At 65.2% G+C, this 25,145-nt stretch carries 15 protein-coding genes; 8 read left to right on the forward strand and 7 right to left on the reverse strand.

Going from position 1 to position 25,145, the window contains the following annotated elements; all coding sequences use genetic code 11:
- Window positions 1–2: 2 nt before the first annotated feature.
- Complete coding sequence (malQ, locus tag G6P99_RS35325) at window positions 3–1,961, reverse strand: 4-alpha-glucanotransferase (protein ID WP_029079069.1); 1,959 nt, start codon at window positions 1,959–1,961, stop codon at window positions 3–5.
- Between the two features lie 203 nt (window positions 1,962–2,164).
- Between malQ and G6P99_RS35330 the strand changes: the two genes are divergently transcribed.
- From G6P99_RS35330 to treY, 6 genes are read left to right on the forward strand one after another with little or no spacing between them, the layout of a single operon-like run.
- Window positions 2,165–4,126, forward strand: a complete 1,962-nt coding sequence (locus G6P99_RS35330) for an alpha-1,4-glucan--maltose-1-phosphate maltosyltransferase (RefSeq protein ID WP_029079070.1) — start codon at window positions 2,165–2,167, stop codon at window positions 4,124–4,126.
- A 10-nt stretch (window positions 4,127–4,136) separates the two neighbouring features.
- The gene (treS, locus tag G6P99_RS35335) at window positions 4,137–7,442 is read left to right on the forward strand and encodes a maltose alpha-D-glucosyltransferase (protein WP_029079071.1); all 3,306 of its coding nucleotides are present in this window, start codon (window positions 4,137–4,139) and stop codon (window positions 7,440–7,442) included.
- Window positions 7,439–9,586, forward strand: a complete 2,148-nt coding sequence (glgB, locus tag G6P99_RS35340; protein ID WP_029079072.1) for a 1,4-alpha-glucan branching protein GlgB — start codon at window positions 7,439–7,441, stop codon at window positions 9,584–9,586. The genes treS and glgB overlap by 4 nt, the downstream gene beginning before the upstream one ends.
- Before the next feature lie 3 nt (window positions 9,587–9,589).
- Window positions 9,590–11,662 (forward strand): glycogen debranching protein GlgX, encoded by a 2,073-nt coding sequence (gene glgX, locus G6P99_RS35345; RefSeq protein WP_029079073.1) that lies wholly within the window; start codon window positions 9,590–9,592, stop codon window positions 11,660–11,662.
- The gene (gene treZ / locus G6P99_RS35350; protein WP_165125252.1) at window positions 11,659–13,431 is read left to right on the forward strand and encodes a malto-oligosyltrehalose trehalohydrolase; all 1,773 of its coding nucleotides are present in this window, start codon (window positions 11,659–11,661) and stop codon (window positions 13,429–13,431) included. Before glgX ends, treZ begins: the two co-directional genes overlap by 4 nt.
- A 4-nt stretch (window positions 13,432–13,435) precedes the next feature.
- Entirely contained in the window at window positions 13,436–16,219 is a 2,784-nt protein-coding gene (gene treY / locus G6P99_RS35355; protein WP_029079075.1) for a malto-oligosyltrehalose synthase, read from the forward strand.
- 9 nt (window positions 16,220–16,228) lie between these two features.
- On the opposite strand, the gene G6P99_RS35360 is transcribed toward treY, so the two are convergent.
- Complete coding sequence (locus G6P99_RS35360; protein WP_029079076.1) at window positions 16,229–16,537, reverse strand: polyhydroxyalkanoic acid system family protein; 309 nt, start codon at window positions 16,535–16,537, stop codon at window positions 16,229–16,231.
- 165 nt (window positions 16,538–16,702) lie between these two features.
- Between G6P99_RS35360 and G6P99_RS35365 the strand changes: the two genes are divergently transcribed.
- Entirely contained in the window at window positions 16,703–16,867 is a 165-nt protein-coding gene (locus tag G6P99_RS35365; RefSeq protein WP_021080901.1) for a DUF3309 family protein, read from the forward strand.
- A gap of 180 nt (window positions 16,868–17,047) precedes the next feature.
- On the opposite strand, the gene ligD is transcribed toward G6P99_RS35365, so the two are convergent.
- The gene (gene ligD / locus G6P99_RS35370) at window positions 17,048–19,693 is read right to left on the reverse strand and encodes a DNA ligase D (RefSeq protein ID WP_165125254.1); all 2,646 of its coding nucleotides are present in this window, start codon (window positions 19,691–19,693) and stop codon (window positions 17,048–17,050) included.
- A gap of 106 nt (window positions 19,694–19,799) precedes the next feature.
- Between ligD and G6P99_RS35375 the strand changes: the two genes are divergently transcribed.
- Window positions 19,800–20,687, forward strand: coding sequence for a Ku protein (locus G6P99_RS35375; protein WP_029079078.1), 888 nt, complete (start codon window positions 19,800–19,802; stop codon window positions 20,685–20,687).
- Window positions 20,688–20,799: 112 nt separating this feature from the next.
- On the opposite strand, the gene G6P99_RS35380 is transcribed toward G6P99_RS35375, so the two are convergent.
- The 4 genes from G6P99_RS35380 to G6P99_RS35395 form a co-directional block, all read right to left on the reverse strand.
- Entirely contained in the window at window positions 20,800–20,985 is a 186-nt protein-coding gene (locus G6P99_RS35380; RefSeq protein ID WP_245284551.1) for a DUF6496 domain-containing protein, read from the reverse strand.
- A gap of 113 nt (window positions 20,986–21,098) precedes the next feature.
- On the reverse strand, window positions 21,099–21,788 hold the full coding sequence (locus G6P99_RS35385) for a response regulator (protein WP_029079080.1): 690 nt from the start codon (window positions 21,786–21,788) through the stop codon (window positions 21,099–21,101).
- Window positions 21,785–24,496 (reverse strand): sensor histidine kinase, encoded by a 2,712-nt coding sequence (locus tag G6P99_RS35390; RefSeq protein WP_029079081.1) that lies wholly within the window; start codon window positions 24,494–24,496, stop codon window positions 21,785–21,787. The genes G6P99_RS35385 and G6P99_RS35390 overlap by 4 nt, the downstream gene beginning before the upstream one ends.
- Before the next feature lie 39 nt (window positions 24,497–24,535).
- Complete coding sequence (locus G6P99_RS35395; RefSeq protein ID WP_029079082.1) at window positions 24,536–25,141, reverse strand: K(+)-transporting ATPase subunit C; 606 nt, start codon at window positions 25,139–25,141, stop codon at window positions 24,536–24,538.
- Window positions 25,142–25,145: the final 4 nt, after the last annotated feature.

Raw genomic sequence — 25,145 nt, forward strand, 5'->3', positions numbered from 1 at the left:
TGTCAGGCGTGCGACCGTTCCCGGGTTGCGCGCTTGAGCGCGTCGATGTCGATCGCCGACGCGAGATGCTCAAGCGAGACCGGCAGCCGCCGTTTCCAGTTCGGATGCTCGTAGACGGTGCCCGGGATGTTCGGCTGATCGACGATGCCGAGCAGATCCTCCATCGACACCGCCATCATCCGCGATCGCGTCCGCGCCAGGAAGCTCGCCACCGAACAGAAATCGTGGCTGTGGATGTCGTGCCGGCGCAGCACCTCGTCGAGCTGGCCGAGCGCGTGCCAGCGCCCCTCGTCGGTCTCGCCGGGATCGATCCCGAGCGCGCGCTTGGTCTTGAGGTCGCTGAACGAGCGCCAGCCGGCATAGGTCGAGAGGTCGTGGGTGTTGAAGGTGACCAGTGCGTTCGGCAGATAATAGTCGGCATTGCGGAAGACGCCCTGGTCGTCCGTCTCGAACATCATCACGAGATAGGACCAGACGCCCCAGCCGTTCATCTGCTCGCGGAAGCCTTCGGGGACGGTGCCGAGGTCCTCGCCGATCACGACGCAGCGGTTGGCTGTGCTCTCCTGCGCGGTCGCCGCCAGCAGCGCCTCGAACGGCATCAGCACATAGGCGCCATTGGCCGGGCCGAAGCCGCGTGGCACCAGATAGAGCCGCTTGAGCCCGAAGGCATGGTCGAGCCTGATCGCGCCGGCATGGTGCATCGAGGCGCGCAACATCTGCCTGAATGGCTCGAAGGCGCGCTGTTCGAGGCCCGCGGCGTTGAAGCCGGCAAGTCCCCAGTCCTGACCCGCGGTGTTGAGCGGGTCCGGCGGCGCGCCGACGCCGAGATGGCGCGAGATCGCGGTCTGCTCGTTCCAGGCGTCGAAGCCATCCGACTGCACGCCGACCGCAACATCGAGATAAAGCCCGACCCGCATGCCGAGCTTGTGCGCGAGCGCCTGGCAGGCGCCGAGCTGGCGGTCCGCGGTCCATTGCACGAATTCGACGAACTCGACCTCGGCGGCCGAGTCGCGCGCGCGATGCAGCTTGCTGCAGGCGGAGTCATTGGGCTGCCGCCATTCGTCCGGCCATTCCCACCACGGCGTGTTGAGCTTGTGCCTGATCACCTCGAAGCAGGCGAAGCGCGTCAGCAGCGCGCCTTGCTCCTTGCGATAATCCTCAAAATCCTGCCAGCGGCCGAGCCCGGGGTTGGCCTTGAAGGCGGCAAAGGCCGCCCGCAGCGCCCGCCATTTCAGCGCCGCCACGCCGACATAGTCGACCATGTCGTGGGAGCGCAGGTGCGCCAGCGCGGCTTGCGTCTCCGCATCGATGCGGAATTCGGCAATCTTCTCGACGTCGATATAGAGCGCGTTGAGAAACAGCCGGCTGTTCGGCGAATATGGGCTGCAATCGCCGGGCCGGTCGTCGAACAGCGCATGCAGTGGGTTGAGCCCGATGCCGTCGGCACCGAGCCGGCGGGCGAATGCGAGCAGGCCTTCGAGATCGGTGAAGTCGCCGATGCCCCAGTTGCGCGATGACCGCACGCCGTAGAGCTGGACCGCGATCACCCAGCAGCGATCGAACTCGCCGCCGAACGCGCCTTCCGGAGCCACCAGGAGCGGCAGCTCCTCGCTGCCCGATGCGTCGGATAGCTGCAACCGGTGCACGCCTTCGCCCAGACCGGACGGCCACGTCACACTCCGCTCACGCGTCTCACCTTGCGCGAGGACGCCGGTGCCATTCATGATCTTCCAGCGCACCGGCAGCTGGGCCGCCTCCGAGAGCTGTGTTCGCCCGCCATCTCGGGTGCCGTGGCCGGCGCGGATGACCACCGGATCGGCGACGATCCGCCGCGGCGGCTGGGGCGGCAACGCGTCGAGGATCGCGGTGAGCGCCTCGCGGGTTGTCACACGGCGGTGACCGCTACCATCGATATACTCGGTCTGGATTCCCAGGGTCTGGGCTTTGGCGTAAAGGTCCATTCGGCACGCTACTTGCTCGCAACGGTATTGGGATCGTTGCTAAATTGTACAGATACGGGAAAGGGATAGTTGATGTTCAACGCTCTACCCTATCAGGCGTTCCCGCCGGGAACCATTGTCCGACGAGCGGCTTTCTATATGGATCTGGCGCGCCTCCTTCCCGGCGCGGGGACTTCATTTGCCTATTCAATGGCGGCATCACCGTGAACAAAACCGCCCGGCCTGTCGAGAGTGCCCACGGCACTTTTCATATCACCGATGTCTATCCGTCGGTTGATGGCGGCCGCTTTCCGGTCAAGCGCATCGCGGGCGAAGCCGTCGAGGTGTGGGCCGACATCTACCGTGACGGACATGACGTGATATCAGCGGCACTGGTGTGGCGGCGCGAGGGCGACGGCGAGTGGCAGGTCGCGCCGATGACGCTGCACAGTGACGACCGCTGGGGCGGCGCCTTCGTGCCCGAGCGGCCCGGCCGCTACTCGTTCGCGATCGAAGCCTGGACCGACCAATTCGCCAGCTGGCGGCATCGCTTCGAGCAGAAGCAACGCGACGGCAGCGACCACACGCTGGACGCGCTCGAGGGCGCTGGCATGCTGACCCAGGCGCAGGCCGGGGGACCTGCGGCAGCCGCCGTCATCATCAGGCAGTGCGAGATCTTTCTGCAGACCGGCGAGCCCGGCGCGCTGCTCGCGCCGGAATTGCGGGAGGCGATGGCGGGCAGCCAGTTTCGCCGCGACCTGGTGCGATCGCAGCTCTACCCTCTGACCGCGGACCGGCCGCGGGCCCGCACCGGCGCGTGGTACCAGATGTTTCCGCGCAGCCAGGGCAAGACATCAGGCAAGACGCCGGGCGTGCATGCGACCTTCAACGATTGCATCGCGCGGCTTCCCGACATCGCCGCGATGGGCTTTGACGTCGCGCTGCTGGCGCCGATCCATCCGATCGGGCAGCAACACCGCAAAGGCCGCAACAACGCCGCCATTGCGCAGCTAGGCGATCCCGGAAGCCCCTATGCGATCGGCGCGGCCGAGGGCGGCCACGACGCCGTGCATCCACAGCTCGGTACGCTCGACGATTTCCGCGCTTTTGTAGCGGCATGCGAGATGCACGGCCTCGAGGTCGCGCTTGATTTTGCCGTGCAATGCTCGCCCGACCATCCCTGGCTGACCGAGCATCCAGAATGGTTCAAGCGGCGCCCGGACGGATCGATGCGCACGGCCGAACATCCGCCGCAGCGCTGGGACGATGTCGTCAACCCCGATTTCGGCTGCGAGGATGCCGGCGAGTTGTGGCGCGCATTGCGCGACGTCGTGCTGTTCTGGGTCGAGCAGGGCGTCAAGATCTTCCGGGCCGACAATCCGCACACCAAGCCGCTGGCATTCTGGGAATGGCTGATCCGCGAGGTGCAGGACCGCGATGCGGATGTGCTCTTCCTGGCAGAGGCCTTCGTACGGCCGAAACTGATGAACGGTCTCGCCAAGCTCGGCTTCACGCAGTCCTACAGCTATTTCACCTGGCGCACGCAGCGCGTCGAGCTCGAGCAATATCTCGGCGAGTTGATCGGCTATCCCGAGCGTGACTTCTTTCGGCCGAATTTCTTCGTCAACACACCAGACATCCTGCCTTTCCACCTGCAAAGCGGCGAATCCTGGATGTTCAAGTCGCGTGTCGCGCTGGCCGCGACGCTCTCAAGCAGCTACGGCATCTACAGCGGCTTCGAGCTCCTCGAGCACACGCCGGTCCCCGGCCGCGAGGAGTATCTCAACTCCGAGAAATGCGAGATCAGGGTCCGCGACTGGGATCAGGCGGGGAACATCAAGCCCTATATCGCCGCCCTCAATCGGATCAGGCGTGCCAATCCGGCCTTGCAACAATTCGCGGATCTGCGCTTTATCAATGCCGATGACGGCGGCGTGATCGGCTTCGTCAAGCAGGCGACCGATCAGACCAATGTGATCGCGGCCGCGATTGCGTTGTCGCCAGAGCCGCGTGAGGTCTGGCTTCCGCTCGGCGACGTCATGGTCGGCCGTGGCGAAGCTCGCCGCCCCGTCACGGAAGTGGAAGACCTTGTCACTGGCGAGCGCCATGCGCTCGAATGGGGAGGCGTCCGTCTACGCATCGATCCTGCGCGCGATCCCGCGCTGCTGTTGCGCTGTGTCGCCTGAAGGAGCCGACATGAACGTATTCTCCTCCGTCAATACCCAGGAGAAGGTCGCGACCGAGACCGCGGACCAGCTGTGGTACAAGGACGCCATCATCTACCAGCTGCACGTCAAGGCGTTCGCCGACAGCAACAATGACGGCATCGGCGATTTCACGGGGCTGACGGAGAAGCTCGGGTATCTGCAGGAGCTCGGCGTCACCGCGCTGTGGCTGCTGCCGTTCTATCCCTCGCCCGGCCGCGACGACGGCTACGACATCGGCGACTATGGCGACATCAATCCCGATTTCGGGACGATGAAGGACTTCAAGCGCTTCATCCAGGAAGCCAAGAAGCGCGGCCTGCGCGTCATCACCGAGCTCGTCGTCAACCACACCTCGGACCAGCACGCCTGGTTCAAGCGCGCACGCCGCAGCCCGCCGAATTCGAGCGCGCGAAGCTGGTACGTCTGGAGCGACACCGACCAGAAATACCTCGATACAAGGATCATTTTTACGGACACGGAAAAGTCGAACTGGACCTGGGATCCGGAAGCCGGCCAGTTCTACTGGCACCGCTTCTTCTCGCACCAGCCGGACTTGAATTTCGACAATCCGCGCGTTGTGCGCGCCATCGTGCAGGTGATGAAGCGCTGGCTCGACACCGGCGTCGACGGCTTCCGGCTCGACGCCATTCCCTATCTATGCGAGCGCGACGGCACCAACAACGAGAACCTGCCGGAGACGCATGCCATCATCAAGCGGCTGCGCCAGGAGCTCGACGCCTATGCCAAGGGCAAGATCCTGCTGGCCGAGGCCAATCAATGGCCGGAGGACGTGCAGGAATATTTCGGCCATGGCGACGAATGCCACATGGCCTATCACTTCCCGCTGATGCCGCGCATCTACATGGCGATCGCGCAGGAGGATCGTTTCCCGATCACCGACATCCTGCGGCAGACGCCCGACATTCCGGCCGCGGCCCAGTGGGCGTTGTTCCTGCGCAATCACGACGAGCTGACCCTGGAAATGGTCACCGACGTCGAGCGCGACTATTTGTGGTCGACCTACGCCAACGATCCGCGTGCCCGCATCAACGTCGGCATTCGCCGACGCCTTGCACCACTCATGGATAACGACCGCCGCAAGATCGAGCTGATGAACTCGCTGCTGCTGTCCTTCCCCGGCACGCCGATCATCTATTACGGCGACGAGATCGGCATGGGCGACAACATCTATCTCGGCGACCGCAACGGCGTGCGGACGCCGATGCAGTGGTCGCCGGACCGCAACGGCGGTTTCTCTCGCGCCGATCCCGCGCGGCTCTACGCGCCGATGATCATGGACCCGGTCTACGGCTACGAATCCGTCAATGTCGAGGCGCAGTCGCGCAGCCTATCGTCGCTGCTGTCGGCGACCAAGCGGCTGATCGCAGTGCGCAAGTCGACGCTCGCCTTCGGGCGCGGCACCATGACCTTCATCCGCCCCGAGAACCGCTCGGTGCTCGCCTATGTCCGCCAGTACCAGGGCGAAACGATCCTGTGCGTCGCCAATCTATCGCGCTCGGCGCAGGCCACCGAGCTCGACCTCTCCGCCTTCAAGGACCGCATTCCGCTCGAGATGCTCGGACGCACACGCTTCCCGGCGATCGGCGAGCTGCCCTACATGATCACGCTCGCGCCCTACGGTTTCTACTGGTTCCAGCTGCAAGAGCGCGACAAGTCCGAGCCGGTGACGCCGCGGGCGGTGCCGGAATTCGAGACGCTGGTGGTGCCGCTCGGTTCAACCTGGACCTCGCTGGCGCGGGAGCGCGGCGTGTTCGAGCACGATGTGCTGCCTGGCCATCTCGCCCGGACGCGATGGTACCCGGAGCATTCGGCCAAGGCGATCCAGGCGGCGCTGGTGTCCGCGATCCCGTTCTGCGACATCGGCGACAACCGGCCCTGGCTCATCTGCTTCGAAACGACGCAGCGCGGTACCACCAGCCGCTACGTGCTGCCGATGCAGATCGAGTGGGTGCGCTTCGACCGCGAGCGCTACAATCCGCGCGCCTTCGCCGCCGTGCGCCAGGGTGCGCGCGAGGGCACGCTGCTTGATGTCGCCACCGACCAGATTTTCACCGGCCTGTTCCTGCGCAATCTCAGAGAGAACCTCACGGTCGACGAAAGCGAGCAGGGCCTGAAGCTCGAATTCCGGCCGACCAGCCGCTTCTCCGACCGGCCGGTGCGGCAGCCGGAGCGGATCCGTGTGTTCGAGAACGATCAGCCGCACTCGACCGCGCTGGTCGACAATGAATATGTCACCAAGATTTACCGGAAGCTCGAGGTCGGCATCAATCCCGAGATCGAGATGGGCCGCTTCCTCACCGAAGTGGTCGGCTTTCTGAACAGTCCCGCCCTGCTCGGCACCGCCGAGCTGCTCGAGGGCGACAAGCGTAGCGCCATCGCCGTTCTGCATGCGATGGTTGTCAACCAGGGCGAGCTCTGGGCGGTCGCCGCCGCCCATCTCGACCGCCTGGTCGAACGGCAGCGCCTGCTCGCGGTGAGCGAACACCCGTCGGAAAACGGCGATCATGCCACCTGGCTGCGCCACATGGCGCACAGCGGAAAACGCCTCGCCGAGCTGCATATCGCACTTGCCAGCAACCGAGACCTGCCGGACTTCGCGCCCGAGCCGACCAGGCCGGAGGACCTGCAGCGCTGGAACGATGAGATCATGGCGCGCGCCGAGCGCGTGTTCGACACGCTGAAGCAGCGGCGCGGCTCGCTGAAAGAGGCCGAGCGGCTGCTGGCCGATCAGTTGCAGGCCCAGCACGACATGCTGCCGGAGCGCCTCAAGGCGCTGCTACCGCGCGAGACCGACGGGCTCAACATCCGCCATCATGGCGACCTGCATCTTGGCCAGTTGCTGGTCGTTAAGGACGACGTCTTCATCATCGATTTCGACGGCGGCCCCGGCCGGACCATCGCCGAGCGCCGCCGCAAGGCGCCGCCGGCGCGCGATGTCGCCGGCCTGATCCGCTCGATCGACTATGCGGCGACTGCCGCGCTGGAGCGGGCGCTCAAGGTCGCGCCCGACGAGAGCGGCAGGCTGAGCCTTGCTCTGGCCGAATGGCGCGACCAGGCTGCGGATGCCCTGCTGGCGGCCTATCGCGAGACCATGGCCGGCCAGCGGCTGTGGCCTACAGATGCCAGGGCGGCCGATCGCCTGCTCAACTTTTTCCTGCTTGAGAAAGCCTTCTACGAGATCGAGTATGAGCTGGCCAACCGGCCAGATTGGCTCCGCGTCCCACTGACTGGCCTGTTGAGACTCCTGGCCCAACAGCCGCATGAGGTTGCATGACCAAATTGCCCGCCGAGGCCTATGCCATCATCGAGGGCCGCCACTCCGATCCCTTCCACTATCTCGGGCTGCACACCGAGGGGGATCACAGCGTCGTGCGCGCGTTCCTGCCTGATGCCAGCAATGTCGAGGCGATCGGCGAGCATGGCGAGGCGGCGCCGCTGGCCAAAATCCATGATTCCGGCCTGTTCGCGGGTCCCCTGCCGAACGGTTCGACGCGCTACCAGCTCCGCGCCCGCTTCGGCGACAATGTGGTCGAGCTCGAGGATGCCTACCGCTTTCCGCCGATCCTGAGCGATTTCGATCTCTACCTGCTCGGCGAGGGCACCCATCAGCGCGTCTACGACACGCTCGGCGCGCATCCGATGACGCTCGACGGCGTGGACGGCATCGGCTTCGTGGTGCTGGCACCGAATGCGCGGCGGGTCAGCGTGGTCGGCGACTTTAATTTCTGGGACGGACGGCGTCATCCGATGCGGGTGCGCGGCCCAGGCTATTGGGAGCTGTTCATCCCGCGTGCGCGCGTCGGCGACCACTACAAGTTCGAGATCGTCGCGCGGAACGGCCAACATCTGCCGCTGAAGTCCGATCCCTTGGCGTTCGCCGCCGAGGTGCGTCCGAAGACCGCCTCGATCGTGATCGATGAGCGCAAGATCCCGCACCCGCGCCCGGCGCCCGATCGCGTCAATGCGCTGAGCTCGCCGATGTCGATCTACGAGGTCCATCTCGGGTCGTGGCGGCGCAAGGGCCGCAATGAGTGGCTGACCTATCGCGAGATGGCAGAGCAGCTTCCGGCTTACGCCAGCGACATGGGCTTTACCCATATCGAATTCCTGCCGATATCAGAGCATCCGTTCGACGGCTCCTGGGGCTACCAGCCGACCGGCATGTTCGCGCCGACCAGCCGCTTCGGCTCACCCGATGATTTCGCCGCGCTGATCGATGCCTGCCATGGTGCAGGCCTCGCCGTGCTGCTCGACTGGGTCCCCGGGCATTTCCCCGACGATCCGCACGGCCTCGGCCATTTCGACGGCACCGCGCTCTACGAGCACGCCAACCCGTTGCAGGGCCGTCATCTCGATTGGGGCACGCTGATCTACAATTACGGGCGCACCGAGGTCACCAACTTCCTGGTGTCGAACGCGCTGTTCTGGCTCGAGCGCTACGGCATCGACGGGCTGCGCGTCGATGCCGTCGCCTCCATGCTCTATCTCGACTACAGCCGTCCCGCGGGCGGCTGGATCCCGAACAAATATGGCGGCCGGGAGAACATCGAAGCGATCGAATTCCTGCGCCGCTTCAACACCGAGCTGTTCGCGCATTTTCCGCAGGCGACGACCGCAGCGGAAGAATCCACCGCGTGGCCGCAGGTGTCGCGTCCCGTCGAATATGGCGGGCTCGGCTTCGGCTACAAGTGGAACATGGGCTGGATGCACGACACGCTGAAATACATCAGCAAGGATCCCATCCACCGGAAATTCCATCATGGCGACATCCTGTTCGGCCTGCAATACGCCTTCTCGGAGAACTTCATCCTTCCGCTGTCGCATGACGAGGTCGTGCACGGCAAGCGTTCGATCCTCGGCCGCATGCCCGGCGACGAATGGCAGCGCTTTGCCAATCTGCGTGGCTATTACAGCTTCATGTTCGGGCACCCCGGCAAGAAGCTGATGTTCATGGGCTGCGAATTCGGTCAGGAGCGCGAGTGGAATCACGATCACTCGATCGATTGGCACCTGCTCGACCAGCCGAAACACCGGGGCGTTCAAAACCTGATCCGCGACCTCAACCGGCTCTATCGCGCGCTGCCGGCACTGCATGAGCTGGACTGCGACCAGGCCGGCTTCGAATGGGTCATCACCGACGACGCCAACAACAATGTGTTCGCCTGGATCCGCAAGGGCAATGATGCGCGCGCACGCTGCCTCGTGGTCGCAAACTTCTCGCCCAACGTCTATCGCAACTATCGGGTCCGCGTGCCGTTCGCGGGCAAGTGGCACGAGGTGCTCAACTCGGATTCCGCACATTACGGCGGCACCAATGTCGGCAATGTCGGCGAGGTGCGTACCTCGGAGGGCGCCACGCCGGAATTGAACCTGACCATTCCGCCGCTGGCTGCGATCTTCCTCGTACCGGAAAGCTGATTCATGCGACTGAGCGGGGGAACGTCCGCGCGGCTTGGTGCAAGCTGGGACGGCAGAGGCACCAATTTTGCGCTGTTCTCGGCCAATGCGGAGAAGGTGGAGCTGTGCCTGTTCGACGGCCAGGGCCGCCGCGAGCTCGAGCGGATCGAGCTGCCGGAGCGCACCGAGGACGTCTGGCACTGCTACCTCAACGATGTCTCGCCCGGCCAGCTCTACGGCTATCGCGTCTACGGGCCGTATGCGCCGGAGCGCGGCCACCGCTTCAACGCCAACAAGCTGCTGCTCGATCCCTATGCCAAGCGGCTCGCCGGCCGGCTGGTGTGGAGCGATGCGCATTTCGCCTATCGCACCGGCAGCGCGCGCGAGGATCTCTCATTCGACCGGCGCGACAATGCCCGCGGCATGCCGAAGGCGATCGTGGTCGACGAGACCTTCAACTGGGGCCGCCGCGAGATCCGGCCGCACATTCCCTGGGAAGACACCATCATCTACGAGGCGCACGTCAAGGGCCTGACGCAGAAGCGCGAGGACGTGCCGCCGAATTTGCGCGGCACCTATGGCGGCTTGTCGTCGCCTGCGATGATCAATCACCTCAAGCGGCTCGGCGTCACCACCATCGAGCTGCTGCCGATCCACGGCCTGATCGACGACCGCGTGCTGGTCGAGAAGAAGCTTTCGAATTACTGGGGCTACAACACCATCGCCTTCTTTGCACCCGAGGCGCGCTACGCCCAGGACAATGCGCTCGACTCGTTCCGCACCACGGTGGCGCGGCTGCACGATGCCGGCATCGAGGTGCTGCTCGACGTGGTCTACAACCACACCGCCGAGGGCAACCATATGGGCCCGACGCTGAGCTTCCGCGGCATCGACAACGCCTCCTATTACTGGCTGAACCGCGAGAACCCGCGCTTCTATGACGACTTCACCGGCTGCGGCAGCTCGGTCAACCTCACCCATCCGCGCGTGCTGCAGATGGTGATGGATTCGCTGCGCTACTGGGTCGAGGTCTGCCATGTCGACGGCTTCCGCTTCGATCTCGCCACCACGCTGGCGCGCGGGCCGAACGGGTTCGATCGCAACCATCCCTTCCTCGCCGCGATCCGCCAGGACCCGGTGCTGGCGACCGTGAAGATGGTCGCCGAACCCTGGGACCTCGGTCTCGGCGGCTACCAGGTCGGCGCGTTCCCATCGCAATGGTCGGAATGGAACGACCGCTATCGCAGCGCGATGCGGCGCTACTGGAGCGGCGAAGGCAGCCTGGTCGGCGACATCTCGGGCCGCATGACCGCTTCGTCAGACCTGTTTCACCACGACAACCGCGCGACCCGCGCCAGCGTCAACCACGTCACGGTGCATGACGGCTTCACGCTCGCCGACCTCTTCAGCTACAACGAGAAGCACAACGAGGCCAATGGCGAAGACAACCGCGACGGCTCCAACGACAATCACAGCAACAATTGCGGCCATGAAGGCCCGACCGGCGATCCAGCCATCGTCGCGTTGCGCCGCCAGCTCCGGAAGAATGCGCTGGCCTGCCTGCTGCTCGCACAGGGCACGCCGCTGATCCTCGCCGGCGACGAGGTCGCCAACACGCAAGGGGGCAACAACAACGCCTATTGCCAGGACAATGAGACCGGCTGGATCGGCTGGGAGAACCTCGGCACCGACGACGACGCCATCGGTTTCATCGGCCATCTCACCGCGCTGCGCCGCCGCTTCGGCCAGATCCGCTGCCAGCGCTGGCTCGACGGCCGCCGCACCGACGGCAGCTATGGCGTATTGTGGTTGACGCCCGCGGCCGAGGAGATGAAGGAATCCGACTGGAAATTCCCGGAGAGCCGGTTCCTCGCCTACGTGCTGGGGCCGATGGAACCAGGGCAGGAGCCGATCTTTATCGTGCTGAATGCCGCGCCGCAGGAGATCGTGTTCAGGATGCCGAGGATAGCGGAATACAGCAGCTGGCAGCAGGTCTTGAGCACGACCAGGGCGGAGCAAACGGCGGAGCAATTCGCATCCGGCGCCGATGCCACGGCACCGCCGCGCTCGGTGCTGGCATTTGCAGGCTCCGCATGAGCACACAGCATTTCGGCGCTGAGCTGACACCCGATGGCGCCCGCTTCCGGCTCTGGGCGCCCGCGGCCAAGCGCGTCGACCTGCTGCTCGACAAGCCGGATGAGCGGAGCCGCGACGCACACGCGCTGACGCGTGATGCCGCCGGCTGGTATGTCGCCGAAATCCCGGGTGCGCGCGCCGGCACGCGCTATAAATTCCGCGTCGATGACGAGGTCGATGTGCCCGATCCGGCCTCCGCCTTCCAGCCGGACGACGTGTTCGGCCCGAGCGAGGTGATCGATCACTCCGCCTTCAAATGGCGCGCGACCGAGTGGCGCGGACGTCCCTGGCACGAGGCCGTGATTCTCGAAGCTCACGTCGGCACCTTCACCCCGGAGGGCACCTACCGCGCCATGATCGACAAGCTCGATCACCTGGTCGCGACCGGCATCACCGCGCTCGAACTGATGCCGCTCGCGGATTTCGCAGGCAAGCGCAACTGGGGCTATGACGGCGTGCTGTGGTACGCACCCGACAGCGCCTATGGCCGCCCCGACGACCTCAAGACGCTGATCGACGAAGCGCATCTGCGCGGGCTGATGGTGATGCTCGACGTGGTCTATAACCATTTCGGCCCGGAGGGGAATTACCTCGGCCGCTATGCGCCCACCTTCTTCAGCGACGCGCATACGCCGTGGGGCAATGCGATCGATTATCGCGTGCCAGAAGTGCGCGCGTTTGCGATCGGCAGCGTGGTGAGCTGGCTGCGCGACTATCGCTTCGACGGGCTGCGGTTCGACGCGGTCAACACCATCGTCGAAGCCGGCGAAATCTTCGTCATCCATGACTTCAGCAAGGCTGCGGGCAAGCTCGCCGCCGAGACCGGCCGGCAGATCAACCTCGTGCTCGAGAATGGCGACAACATCGCAAGCCTGCTGGATGCCACCGAAGACCCGCCGCACGGCAAATTCCGCGGACAGTGGAACGACGACTATCATCACGCCTGGCACGTGCTGCTGACCGGCGAAACGCAGGGCTACTATGGCGACTACCGGGCGCCGAAGCAGGATCTCGCCCGCGCGCTGTCGTCCGGCTACATCTACCAGGGCGAAGTCTCGGAGTTCTGGGGCGGCAAGGCCCGCGGCGAGCCGAGCGGCGCGCTGTCGCCGACCTGCTTCATCAACTTCCTGCAAAACCACGACCAGATCGGCAACCGGCCACTCGGCGATCGCCTTGTCAGCATTGCGAAACCGGAAGCGGTCGAGGCGGCCTTGGCGGTCACGCTGATCGCGCCGACCACGCCGATGCTCTTCATGGGCGAGGAATGGGGCGCGACGACGCCCTTCCCGTTCTTCTGCGATTTCAAGGGCGACCTCGCCAACGCCGTCCGCGCCGGGCGGCGCAAGGAGTTCGCCTGGGCCTATGCCAAATATGGCGACGACATTCCCGATCCGCTCGCCGACGAGACGGTGGGATCGGCGGTGCTCGACTGGGCGGCGCTCGGCCACGATCCGGCCCGCGCGCGGCTCACGCTGGTGCGTGACCTGCTCGCTGTACGCCGGCGCGAGATCACGCCGCGCCTTGCAGGAGCCCGTTTCGGCGATGCCAGCGTGGCGGGTGACCTCTTGACCGCCCATTGGCAGATGGGAGACGGCCGCACGCTGCGGCTGACAGCCAATCTGTCGGATCGCGCCATCACCGGCGTGCCGGAACCGAAGGGAACTGCGATCTGGGGCGGCGCGTTGTCGAGCGACCTCCCCGGCTGGGCGGTGCGCTGGCACATCGGATAGCACAATGCCTTCGGCGATCCCGATCGCGACATACCGACTGCAACTCACCGCCGATTTCGACTTCGATGCCGCCACCGTCGTCGTGCCGTATCTGAAGGCGCTCGGCATCAGCCATCTCTATGCCTCGCCCTTCACGAAGGCGCGCAAGGGCTCGACTCATGGCTATGACGTCGTCGACCACACCGAGTTCAACCCGGAACTCGGCGGCGAAGACGGCTTTGCGCGGCTCAGCAATGCGCTCAAGCGCAACGACCTCGGCCTGATTCTTGATTTCGTGCCGAACCATGTCGGCGTGCATTTCGCCGACAATCCGTGGTGGCTCGACGTACTGGAATGGGGACCACTGTCGCCGCATGCGGCCTCGTTCGACATCGACTGGGACCTGCTGCCCTATCGCGCGCGCGGCGGCGTGCTGCTGCCGATCCTCGGCTCGTCCTATGGCCAGGCGCTGGAGCGCGGCGAGATCGCGCTGCGCTACGACGCAAGCGAAGGCAGCTTCTCGGCCTGGTATTTCGAGCACCGGCTGCCGATCGCGCCGGAGCGCTATGGCGAGGTGTTGCGGACCATTGTCCGCGAGGCCGCCGCCGAAGACAGTCCGGCCGGACGCGCGATGCTCGAACTCGCCGCCCGGTATCGCGGACTGCGTCACCCCAACCGCGTCGAGGCCCCGGCACTGAAGGAGGGGATCAAGGCGATCGCGGGCAGCGCAGAGATCATCGCGCGCGGGCTCGATGCTTACAGCGCCGGCGAGGACCGCCCTGCCCAGACGCTGGCGTTGCATCACCTGCTGGAGCGGCAGCACTACAAGCTCGGCCACTGGCGGCTCGCTTCCAGCGACATCAACTATCGCCGCTTCTTCGACGTCAACACGCTGGCCGGCCTCCGCGTCGAGGACGCCGCCACCTTCGAGGCGAGCCACAGCCTGGTGAAGCGCCTGATCGCAGAGGACCGGCTGCAGGGCCTACGGCTCGACCATATCGATGGCCTGCGCGATCCCGCCCAATATTTCCATCGCCTCCGCCGCCTGATCCGCTCCGCGCAGGGCGCCAAGGCCAAGCCGTTCTACATGGTGATCGAGAAGATCCTCGGCGAGGACGAGAAGCTGACGAAATTCAGCGGCGTCCACGGCACCACCGGCTATGAGTGGATGAACACAATCAGCCAGGTGCTGGTCGATGCCAAGGGCCTCGAGCCGCTCAACGAGATCTGGCGCCAGATCAGCAACCAGTCGCCGAACCTGACGCCGGTGCTGCGCGCGGCCAAGCGGCGCGTGCTGGAGACCTTGCTGACCAGCGAATTCACCGTGCTGGCGCGGCTTTTGGCGCGCATCGCCAGCGGCCATTATTCCTCGCGCGACTTCTCCGCCGACAGTCTGCGGCAGGCACTCGAGCTCTACGTGCTGCACTTTCCGGTCTATCGCACCTATCTCACCGCCTCCGGCCCGACCGCACATGACCGCGCCCTGATCGACGAGACCATCGCGCGCGCCCGCGCCAACTGGTTCGCCGCCGACGAAGGCATTTTCGATTTCCTGCGCGACGCGCTGACCATGGACCTGCTGAAGCCCGGCCGTCCCCCGCACAGCGCGCCGCGGGTGCGCCGCTTCGCGCTGAAGGTGCAGCAATTCACCGGGCCAATGATGGCCAAGTCGCTGGAGGACACTACCTTCTATCGCTACCACCGCCTGCTGGCGCTCAACGAGGTCGGCGGCGATCCCGCGGCGAGCGCGATCGCGCCCGAACGCTTCCACGCCATGATGACGGCCCGTATCAGCGAATGGCCGCACGGCATGACGTCGACCGCGACCCACGACACCAAGCGCGGCGAGGACGCCCGTGCGCGGATCATGGCGCTTGCGGAAATCCCCGGCGAATGGACCAGTGCGGTGGCGCGCTGGAAGGTCCTGAACGCGCCGCATCTGGTGCTCGGCGGCGAGATGCGCGCGCCATCGGCGACATTCGAATACATGCTATATCAAGCCCTGATCGGCGCCTGGGATCCGGACGATGACTCCCTCGTCTCGCGCATCCAGGCCTACGCGCTGAAAGCCGCACGCGAGGGCAAACAGGAGACCAGCTGGCTCAATCCGCACGAACCCTATGAGGCCGGTGTCAAGACCTTCATCGAGCGGATCCTCGATCGCAAGACCTCGCCCGAATTCCTCGACGCGCTGGAAACGCTGGCGCAACGCACCGCGCTGATCGGGGCGCTGAACTCGCTGAGCCAGATCACGCTGAAGGCGACGATGCCAGGCGTGCCGGATTTCTACCAGGGCACCGAAAGCTGGGATCTTTCGTTGGTCGACCCGGACAACCGCCGTCCGGTCGACTTTGCCGAACGCGCAGGAATGCTTGCGGCGCTGGAGACGCCGGATTGGGATGCACTGGCACAGAGCTGGCGCGACGGCCGCCTGAAATTCGCCTGGACGCGGCATCTGCTGCGCCTGCGCAACGAGCTGCGCGACGTCTTCGCCAACGGTGACTACCAACCGCTCACCGTCGGCGGCCCGCATCGCGACCACGTCATTGCCTTCGCACGGCGCCATGGGCGCGACGCGGTCATCGTCGCGGTGGCGAAATCATTCGCGCCGTTCACCCAGGGCGGACGCAGCTGGCCGCGCCCCGAGGCGTTTGAGGGCGAGATCGACGTGGCCGGATATGCGCTCCCGGGCGGCGAAAGCAGGATTCAGCTTTCAACGCTGTTCGCCCATCTGCCGGTCGCGGTACTGAAGGCGAAGGCCGCGGCGGGCGCGAAGCAAGCCGCGAGGCGCGCGCGCTCGCACGGCTAGCCTCGCGGATCAACGCTTGGTCAGCAGCAACTGTCCGCGCTTCTGAATCGCAATCTGCGCGACTTCGGCAAAGCGCTGCAGCAGCCAGGGCAGCGTCACCTCGAGGCGGACATGGCTATCCTCGACATCGAGATGCCCGGCCGCGACCTGCCCCAGCGCGCGGACGCGAAAGCTCATGCGGTTGTCGTCCCAGCGCTCTTCATCGACACTCAACACCGGCACGCTGGCCACCGCGCGCGACAAGCCCGGCTTCAGGCGGCGCATGGCCTCGTCGCGGCCGAGGCTATGGGGAATCGAAACGATCAGCGGCGCCGACATCGCGGTGCACTCCTCCATGGATTATGTTGATGTAGTTCTGTTCCTCACAAATGGAAGATATGTGGACTTTATCGCGACGCGAGTGCTGGAACCTTCACAGTTCCGGTTTGTTTCCTCACGCGAAGGGCAGAGACCACAGGCCCACGGAGCTGAGGAGAGCTTGAGATGTCAATTGGAACGATCATCCTTATTATTCTGGTCATTGCGCTGCTTGGCGGCTTCAGCGGCATCGGCGGCGGACCGTTCTACGGCACCGGCTATTATGGCGGCGGCGGTCTCGGCCTCGTGATCGTGATCCTGCTGATCCTGCTACTGCTCGGAAGGCTATAGCGCCTGGCAGTGCTGTGCCCGATCCACATCCACATCAACGACTGTCATCACCCGCGAAAGCGGGTGATCCAGTATTCCAGAGCCGTAGACGATTAAGCCGATAAGCCGCGGCGTACCGGATACCCCGCTTTCGCGAGGTATGACGACCTAAGCCAGCGACACAGACTTGCCCAACATTTGCTACTGTGCCGCGAGCTTCTTCATCGCCGCCTTGATCGACGATGCCGCATCCTCATAGCCGTCCCACGCCTTGGTCTTCGCCAGCAGCGCCGGCACTGTCCGCACCGTATACTTCTTCGGATCGAGATCGCCGCGCAGCTGCGGCCAGGTCAACGGCATCGACACCGTCGCGCCCGGACGCGCCCGCGGCGACAGCACCGCGACCGCCGTCGAGAGCCGGTCGTTGCGCAGATAGTCGAGGAAGATCTTTCCGGTGCGCTTGGCCTTGGACATGTTGATCAGATAGCGCTCGGGATCGTCCTGCGCCATCCACTGGCAGATGCCTTGCGCGAATGCCTTGGCTTCCTTCCACGTCACCTTGTCCCTGGCGCCTGCGAGCAGCGGTGTCACGACGTGAAGGCCCTTGCCGCCGGTGGTCTTGCAGAAGCTTTCGAGGCCAACGGCCGACAGCCGCTGGCGCATGTCCTTGGCAGCATCGATCACGTCGCTGAACGCGACGTCGGGCGCGGGATCGAGATCGAACACCAGCCGGCCCGGCGTGTCATAGGCATCGGGCGCGCAATTCCAGGGATGCAGTTCGAGGCCGCCAAGCTGCGCCACCGCCGCCAGCCCCTCGACCTGGTCGATCTGCAGATAGGGTTTGCGGTCGCCGGACACCTTGGCGAGCTTCAGGAGCTTCGATGTGCCGGCCATCGCGTGACGCTGGAAGAAGGTCTCACCCTTGATGCCATCAGGGGCGCGCACGATCGAGCATGGCCGGCCCTTGAGATAGCCGATCATCCATGCGCCGACCGCCTCGAAATAGTTGGCGAGGTCGAGCTTGGTCACCGGCTCGCCGTCGCCGGCATCGGGCCACAACGCCTTGTCCGGATGGGAGATGGCGACGCCCATCACCTCGCCGGATGATTTCCCGGATGATCTTCCTGTGGCCATCGGCCTCACCACCTTGGTTACGACCGGCCGCTCGGCCTCGACTTCATGCGCCGGCTTGTCCTGGCGCAGGCCCTTGAATGCGGCCTGGCGAATATTACCGGCGTCGGTCCAGCCGGCGAACTCGATCTCGGCGACCAGCTCCGGCTTCAGCCAGTGCACGTCGCGAGTTTTCTTCGGCGCGTCCTTGCCGCCGAACGGGCTCGTGTCGGATGCCGCGGCCTTCAGCGCCGGCATGATGCGGCGGACCGTGTCCTGGCCGAAGCCGGTGCCGACGATGCCGACAAAGGCCAGATGATCGTCGCGATAGACGCCGGCCATCAGCGAGCGGAATTTGCCGTTGGTGGTCTTCCAGCCGCCGATCACCACCTCATGGCCGGCGCGGATTTTTGCTTTGGTCCAGTCATCGGACCGGCCCGAGCGGTAGGCGCCGTCGAGCCGCTTGGAGACGATGCCTTCCAGCCCGAGCTTGCGCGCGGAATCCAGCACTGCCTCGCCGCGCTCCTCGAAATGCTCGACATAGCGGATCAAAGGGTTCTTGCCCTTGCGTCCCTCAAGCAGCGCTTTCAGCCGCGCCTTGCGCTCGGTGAGCGGCAGCGGGCGGAGATCCTCATTGCCGGCAAACAGCAGGTCGAAGGCGTAGAAGATCAGCCGGTCCGTCTTGCCGTCGGACAATGCCGCCTGCAGCGTCGAGAAATGCGGCATGCCGCCCTCGTCGAGCGCGACGATCTCACCGTCGATCAGGACGTCCGGCAGCTTGGCGGCTTCCTTTGCGATCGCGCCGAATTTGTCGGTCCAGTCGAGCGCCTTGCGGGTCTTCAGCACAGCCGCGCCGTCCTCGACGCGGAGCTGCACGCGGTAGCCGTCGAACTTGATCTCGTGGCACCAGCCCGTACCATTTGGCGGACGCTCGACTGCGGCGCAGAGTTGCGGCGGAACGAAATCCGGCATCTCCGCCACCCGCTTCGGCTGCGCCTTTGACACTGCCTTCAATTGTTCCTTTAATTTTGTCTTGGGCGGCGGCGCCTTGGTCTTCGCGCGCGCGTCCGCAGCCATGCCGTGATTGGACTGCCAGACCGCGTCCGCTTTGGCCTTGCCGTTGCCTTTGGCCAGCATGAACGGCTTCGGCGCGCGGCCCTTGCCGGCGGCGATCTCTGCCATCGAGCGGCCGGAGGCGACCGAGCGGTCCTCCTCGAGGATCGCCTCGCCATTGCTGTCAACGGCAAATTCGTCGCGGTGCTTGATCAGGAGCCAGTTGGTGCGCTTGCCGCCAAAGCGGTCGTTCTTCATCCGCACCAGCACCCAGCTGCCGTGCAGCTTGTCGCCGTGAAGCGTGAACTTCAGATCACCCTTCCTGAAGCCGCGCTCGGGATCGTCAGACTCCCAGGTGCCGCGATCCCAGAGCTGCACCGTGCCGCCGCCATACTGGCCTTCCGGAATCGTGCCTTCGAAATCGCCATAGTCGAGCGGATGATCCTCGACCTCGACCGCGAGCCGCTTGTCATGCGGGTCAAGCGACGGCCCGCGCGTCACCGCCCAGGACTTGAAGACGCCGTCGAACTCGAGCCGAAAATCATAATGCAGCCGCGTCGCGTCATGCTTCTGGATCACGAAGCGCCGTAGCTTGCCGGGCGCCACCTTGACGTCGCCCGACGGCTCATTGGTCTTCTCGAAGTCGCGTTTCTTGCGATAGGTGGTGAGGTTTCTCAGCGACACTTACAGGCCTCGGCACAAACGGCGGCCGCCGCGAGCCTGCGGCCATCAGGAACCAAAACCTACGGTATCCGTTCAAGTTCCAAACTCAAGCTGTTTGGAGGCGATCATGGCCGCTCCCCGCGCCTACTGGAAAGGCACGCTCAAGCTTTCTCTGGTGTCATGTCCCGTGGCGCTCTATCCGGCCTCGACGGCGGTCGAGAAGACCCGCTTCCACATGATCAACCGGGAGACCGGCAACCGGCTGAAGCAGCAGATGGTCGATGCCGAGACTGGCGACGTCGTCGAGGGCGACCAGAAGGGCCGCGGCTACGAGGTCCGCAAGGGCAAATATGTCGAGATCGAGAAGGACGAGCTCGATGCGGTCCAGATCGAGAGCAACCACACCATCGATATCGATTCCTTTGTGCCCGCGGGCGAGATCGACAAGCGCTATCTCGACCACCCCTACTACATCAGGCCCGAGGGCAAGGCCGGGGCCGACGCATTCGCGGTGATCCGCGACGCCATGAAGGACCAGGACCGGGTCGCACTGGCACGCATCGTGCTGACCAACCGTGAGCACGTGATCGCGATCGAGCCACTCGACAAAGGCATGCTCGGCACCACCCTGCGCTACCCGTACGAGGTCCGTGATGCCGACGATTATTTTGACGACATCAAGAGCCCGAAGGTCACCAAGGACATGATCGAACTCGCCGGCCACATCCTCGACAGCAAGGCCGCGCATTTCGACCCATCGAAATTCAAGGACGAGTACGAGACCGCGTTGAAAGCGCTGGTACGCCGCAAGGCCGCGGGCAAGCCGATCAAGGCCGTCGAGCGTGAGGAGAAGCCCAGCAATGTGGTGAACCTGATGGACGCGCTGAAGCAGAGCCTGAAAGACCGGAAAGGCGGCGCGAAGCGTGCGCAATCCAGTGCGCGCCGCCCGACCTCGCACCGCCGTGCCGCGAAGAAGGCGCACCGGTCGAGCGCGCGGTCGCGGAAGGCGGGGTGAATTGAATTTCACGCGTCGTGCCCGGGCTTGACCCGGGTATCCATCTTCTTGGCCAGAAAGACGTGGATGGCCGGGTCAAGCCCGGCCATGACGAAGGTAGACGGACGGCGCCCTACCGCTTCTTCGCAGCCTTGCGCTTCTTCGCCATCTTCTTGGCCGTCTTCCTGGCGGCCTTCTTCGGCACCTTCCGCCCCTTGGCGCGGGCCTCGGATAGTCCGATCGCGATCGCCTGCTTGCGGCTCGTCACCTTCTTCTTCGAGCGGCCGCTGCGCAGTGTTCCGGCCTTGCGTTTCTTCATTACACGCTCGACATCATCAGATGCCTTCCGCGAGTATTTCCTTGCCATGGCTTCTCTCCCGGTAAGGGGAAACAAGCCTCGATGGGAGCCAAAGTTCCGATCGCTGTGACAGCTCAGTCCGCCGCGCGCAGCCGATAGCCGATGCCGGTTTCGGTCAGCACGAATTGCGGGCGCTCGGGATCGGCCTCGATCTTCTGGCGGAGCTGGCGGACATAGACGCGCAGATATTGCGCGTCGGTCAGTTCGTCCCACAATTCCTTCAGCAGGAAGCGATGCGTCAGCACCTTGCCGGCATGCTGCACCAGCACGCGCAAAAGATCGTACTCCTTCGGCGACAGCTTGATCTCCTTGTCGCCAACCTTGACGATCCGGCGCACCAGATCGACCGAGAGATCGCCGGAGCGGAACACCGGACGCTCGCCCTGCACCTGCAACTGGTGGCGCAGCGCCGCGCGCAGCCGCGCAAGCAATTCGTCCATACCGAACGGCTTGGTCAGGTAATCGTCGGCGCCGAGATCGAGTGCCTGCACCTTGCCGGCCTCGTCGCCGCGGCTCGACAGCACCACGATCGGGACGCTCTCGTTGCGGCCGCGGATCATGCGCAGGAGATCGTGGCCCTGGATATCGGGCAATCCGAGATCGAGGATGATCAGCGCCGGCCCCTCGCCCAGCATTTCCAGCGCCAGCTTGCCGTTGGAGGCCTCGAGGATGTCGTAGCCCTGCGTGCTCAGCCCCATCCGCAACAGCTTGCGGATCGGCGGCTCATCGTCGATGACCAGGACCTTGATGGGGATAGCATTCATGCAGCAGTGTCCAGCGCGTTGGTGTCGGCCGTAACAGGCAGGCGGATGGTGATGACGGCGCCGGTCCGGTCGGAGCGGTTGGCCGCCGCGATCGTGCCGCGCATCGCCTCGACGAAGCCGCGCGAGATCGCAAGGCCAAGGCCGGTGCCGGGGCGGACATGGTCGCCCTTCTCGGCGCGATAGAATTTGTCGAACACGCTTTCGAGCTCGGCGGCCGGAATGCCGTTGCCTTCATCGAGGATCTGCAGCGTCACCGCGTCACGGTCGCGGCCGCCGCGGATCGAGATCGTGGTGTCCGACGGGGCATATTTGGCGGCGTTGTCGAGCAGGTTGAACAGCACCTGCTCGAACAGCACGGCGTCGAGCTCCAGCATCGGCAGGTCGGCTGCGAGCTCCAGCGACACCCTGTGGTGCACCAGGATCTTGCCCGCCCGGCGCAATGCGCTGCCGACGATTTCGCCGACATCGTGCCGCGCCGTGTTCGGCACGACCGCGCCGGATTCCAGCTTGGTCATGTCGAGCAGATTGGCGATGAAGCGGTTCAGCCGCTCGGATTCGTCGATCACGGTGGCGAGCAGATCATGCTTCTGGGCGTCGCTCAGGCTGGCACCGAGATCGCGCAGCGCGGAGGCCGAGCCGAGCACCGAGGCGAGCGGCGTCTTGAGATCGTGCGAGATGGAGGTCAAGAGCGCGCCGCGCAGCCGGTCGGATTCGACCGTGCGCTTGACCCGATCCATGTCCTCGACCAACAGCACGCGCTCGATCGCCAGCGCGCCCTGATCGACCAGCGCATCGAGTAGCCGGCGCTGGTCCGGCGTCAGCAGCGGCCCGGTGCGATCGTCGTCGATGCCGATCACGCCGATCGGGCCGCGGCCGGTGCGCATCGGCAGGAACAGCCGCTTTCCGCCCGGCAGCGTGTCGGAACCGCGGCCGGCCGGGCGATCGTTGCCCCAGGCCCAGTTGGCGGCGGCAAGATCAGCCTGGTCAAGCTGGTCTTCCGGCGGATAGCCGGTCTTGACCGCCAACAATCCGTCCTCCGGCAGCAGCAGCACCACCCGCACCTTCAGCATCAGGGCAATCTGGTAGGCGGTCGCCCACAGCACGTCGTCGAGCGTCGCGGTGCCGGCGAGCTTGCGGCTGAAGGCGTAGAGCGATTCGGTGGTGCGGACGCGACCGATCGCGGTGTCGGCCTGGATACGTACCCGTGCCGCGACGTTGGAGACGATCAGCGCGATCAGCATGAAGAAGAAGAACGCCGCGACATTGGTCGGGTCGGTGATGGTGAAGGTATAGACCGGCGGCAGGAAGAAGAAATTGTAGCACAGCGAGGCGGCGACGCTCGCCAGCAGCGACGGCCACAGGCCGTAACGCGCCGCGGCGCCGACCACGGCGGTGAGGAAGACGAGGTCGACATTCTCGATGCCGAAGAACGGCTGGATCAGCTTGGCCGCGCCGAGCCCGAGTCCCACCAGCAGCAGCGACATCAGATAAGGCCGCGGATTGAACGGCTCCTGCCGCTGCGCGGTCTGCACCGGCGCCTTGCCGACCGGCAGCTCGTCGCCGGCGATCACGTTGACGCTGATATTGCCGGCGCGGCGCACCAGATCGTGCACCACCGAGCCATGCGTCAGCTCGAACCAGCGCGAGCGCGTCGACTTGCCGATGATGATCTGGGTGACGTTGTTGGCCTGGGCAAAATTGATGACATCGTCGGCGATGCGGCGGCCGACACCGGGAAGCGTCAGCGCCTCGCCGCCGAGCGATTCGGCAAGCCGCATGGTGTCGGAGAGCCGGTCGCGCTGCTCGTCGGTCAATTGCAGGCTGCGCCGCGTCTCGATGCTGACGGCGGTCCATTGCGCATGCAGCCGGTCGGCCAGGCGCTTGGTGTAGCGCACGAGACCGGCCGCGCGCGGGTCCTCGCTGAGGCAGACCAGGATGCGCTCGCCCGCCGCCCAGGGACCCTGGATGGCATTGGCCTGCATGTGGGTGAGCAGCTGCTCGTCGACCCGCTCGGCGGTACGCCGCAGCGCCAGCTCGCGCAGCGCGGTCAGATTGCCGGGCGAGAAATAATGCTCCAACGCCCGCTCGGCCTGCTTGGGCACATAGACCTTGCCCTCCTTCAGCCGCTGGATCAAATCGTCGGGGGTGAGGTCGATCAGCTCGATGGCGTCGGCGCGATCGACCACCGAGTCGGGCACGGTCTCGCGCACTCGCACATGGGTGATCTGCGCGACGACGTCGTTGAGGCTCTCGATGTGCTGGATGTTGATCGCGGTGTAGACGTCGATGCCGTGCGACAGCAGCTCCTCGACGTCGAGATAGCGCTTGGGATGCCGGCTGCCCGGCGCATTGGTATGGGCGAGCTCGTCGACCAGCGCAAGCTGCGGCCGCCGCGCGATCAAGGCGTCGAGGTCCATCTCCTCGAGCGTCTGGTCGCGATAGGCCAGCCGCTTCCGCGGCAGCACTTCGAGGCCCTTCAGCAGCGCCTCGGTCTCCACCCGTCCGTGGGTTTCGACCACACCGACCACGACGTCGACGCCCGCCTTGAGGCGGGCGTGGGCGCTTTGCAGCATCTCGTAGGTCTTGCCGACGCCGGGGGCTGCGCCGATGAAGATCTTCAGCCGTCCCGAACGATCGGCCTCGCGGCGCGCCGCCTCCAGCAGCGCATCCGGCGAGGGTCGTTTTTCAGGGTCGCGCTGATTGGCCATACCGCAATATAGTCATCCTGCGAGTGGCGGCCTACTCCCCTATTTCGCGTTTGCCGCGTCCAGCGCCAGGTTGAGCGCAAGAACGTTAACGCGGGGCTCACCCAGCACGCCGGCAAAGCGGCCCTGGATGTTCTGCGTCACCAGCTGGTGCACCGCGTCCTCGGACATGCTGCGCGCCTTGGCGACCCGCGGCACCTGGAACAGCGCGGCGTCCGGCGAGATGTCGGGATCGAGACCGCTGGCCGAGGTGGTGACGAGATCGACCGGCACGCTGGCGGACGGATTCTCCGCCTTCAGCTTCTCGACATCGTCCTTGATCCGGTCGTTCAGCGCCTTGCTGGTCGGGCCGAGGTTGGAGCCGCCGGAATTGGCTGCGTTGTAGGGCGCCGGCACGGTCTTGGAGGAGTCGTTCGGATCGGGCGCTACCGTCGCCGACGGCCGGCCGTGGAAGTATTTGTCCTCCTTGAACTCCTGCCCGATCAGGGCGGAGCCGATCACCTTGCCGTCCTTCTCGATCAGGCTGCCTTGCGCCTGCCTCGGAAAGATCACGCCGGCGATCCCGGTAATGGCGAGCGGATAGGCAAGGCCCGTGATCGCGGTCAGCAGGACCAGCACGAGGATGGCGGGGCGGATTTCTCTCAACATGATA

This window comes from Bradyrhizobium sp. 6(2017) (genome assembly GCF_011058295.2).
In the GTDB taxonomy this organism is placed as follows: domain Bacteria; phylum Pseudomonadota; class Alphaproteobacteria; order Rhizobiales; family Xanthobacteraceae; genus Bradyrhizobium; species Bradyrhizobium septentrionale.

Coding starts and splice junctions, on each gene's coding strand:
- malQ (WP_029079069.1), bottom strand. CDS start 1,961: ATGGACCTTTACGCCAAAGCCCAGACCCTGGGAATCCAGACCGAGTAT.
- treS (WP_029079071.1), top strand. CDS start 4,137: ATGAACGTATTCTCCTCCGTCAATACCCAGGAGAAGGTCGCGACCGAG.
- glgB (WP_029079072.1), top strand. CDS start 7,439: ATGACCAAATTGCCCGCCGAGGCCTATGCCATCATCGAGGGCCGCCAC.
- glgX (WP_029079073.1), top strand. CDS start 9,590: ATGCGACTGAGCGGGGGAACGTCCGCGCGGCTTGGTGCAAGCTGGGAC.
- treZ (WP_165125252.1), top strand. CDS start 11,659: ATGAGCACACAGCATTTCGGCGCTGAGCTGACACCCGATGGCGCCCGC.
- treY (WP_029079075.1), top strand. CDS start 13,436: ATGCCTTCGGCGATCCCGATCGCGACATACCGACTGCAACTCACCGCC.
- G6P99_RS35360 (WP_029079076.1), bottom strand. CDS start 16,537: ATGTCGGCGCCGCTGATCGTTTCGATTCCCCATAGCCTCGGCCGCGAC.
- G6P99_RS35365 (WP_021080901.1), top strand. CDS start 16,703: ATGTCAATTGGAACGATCATCCTTATTATTCTGGTCATTGCGCTGCTT.
- G6P99_RS35375 (WP_029079078.1), top strand. CDS start 19,800: ATGGCCGCTCCCCGCGCCTACTGGAAAGGCACGCTCAAGCTTTCTCTG.
- G6P99_RS35380 (WP_245284551.1), bottom strand. CDS start 20,985: ATGAAGAAACGCAAGGCCGGAACACTGCGCAGCGGCCGCTCGAAGAAG.
- G6P99_RS35385 (WP_029079080.1), bottom strand. CDS start 21,788: ATGAATGCTATCCCCATCAAGGTCCTGGTCATCGACGATGAGCCGCCG.
- G6P99_RS35390 (WP_029079081.1), bottom strand. CDS start 24,496: ATGGCCAATCAGCGCGACCCTGAAAAACGACCCTCGCCGGATGCGCTG.
- G6P99_RS35395 (WP_029079082.1), bottom strand. CDS start 25,141: ATGTTGAGAGAAATCCGCCCCGCCATCCTCGTGCTGGTCCTGCTGACC.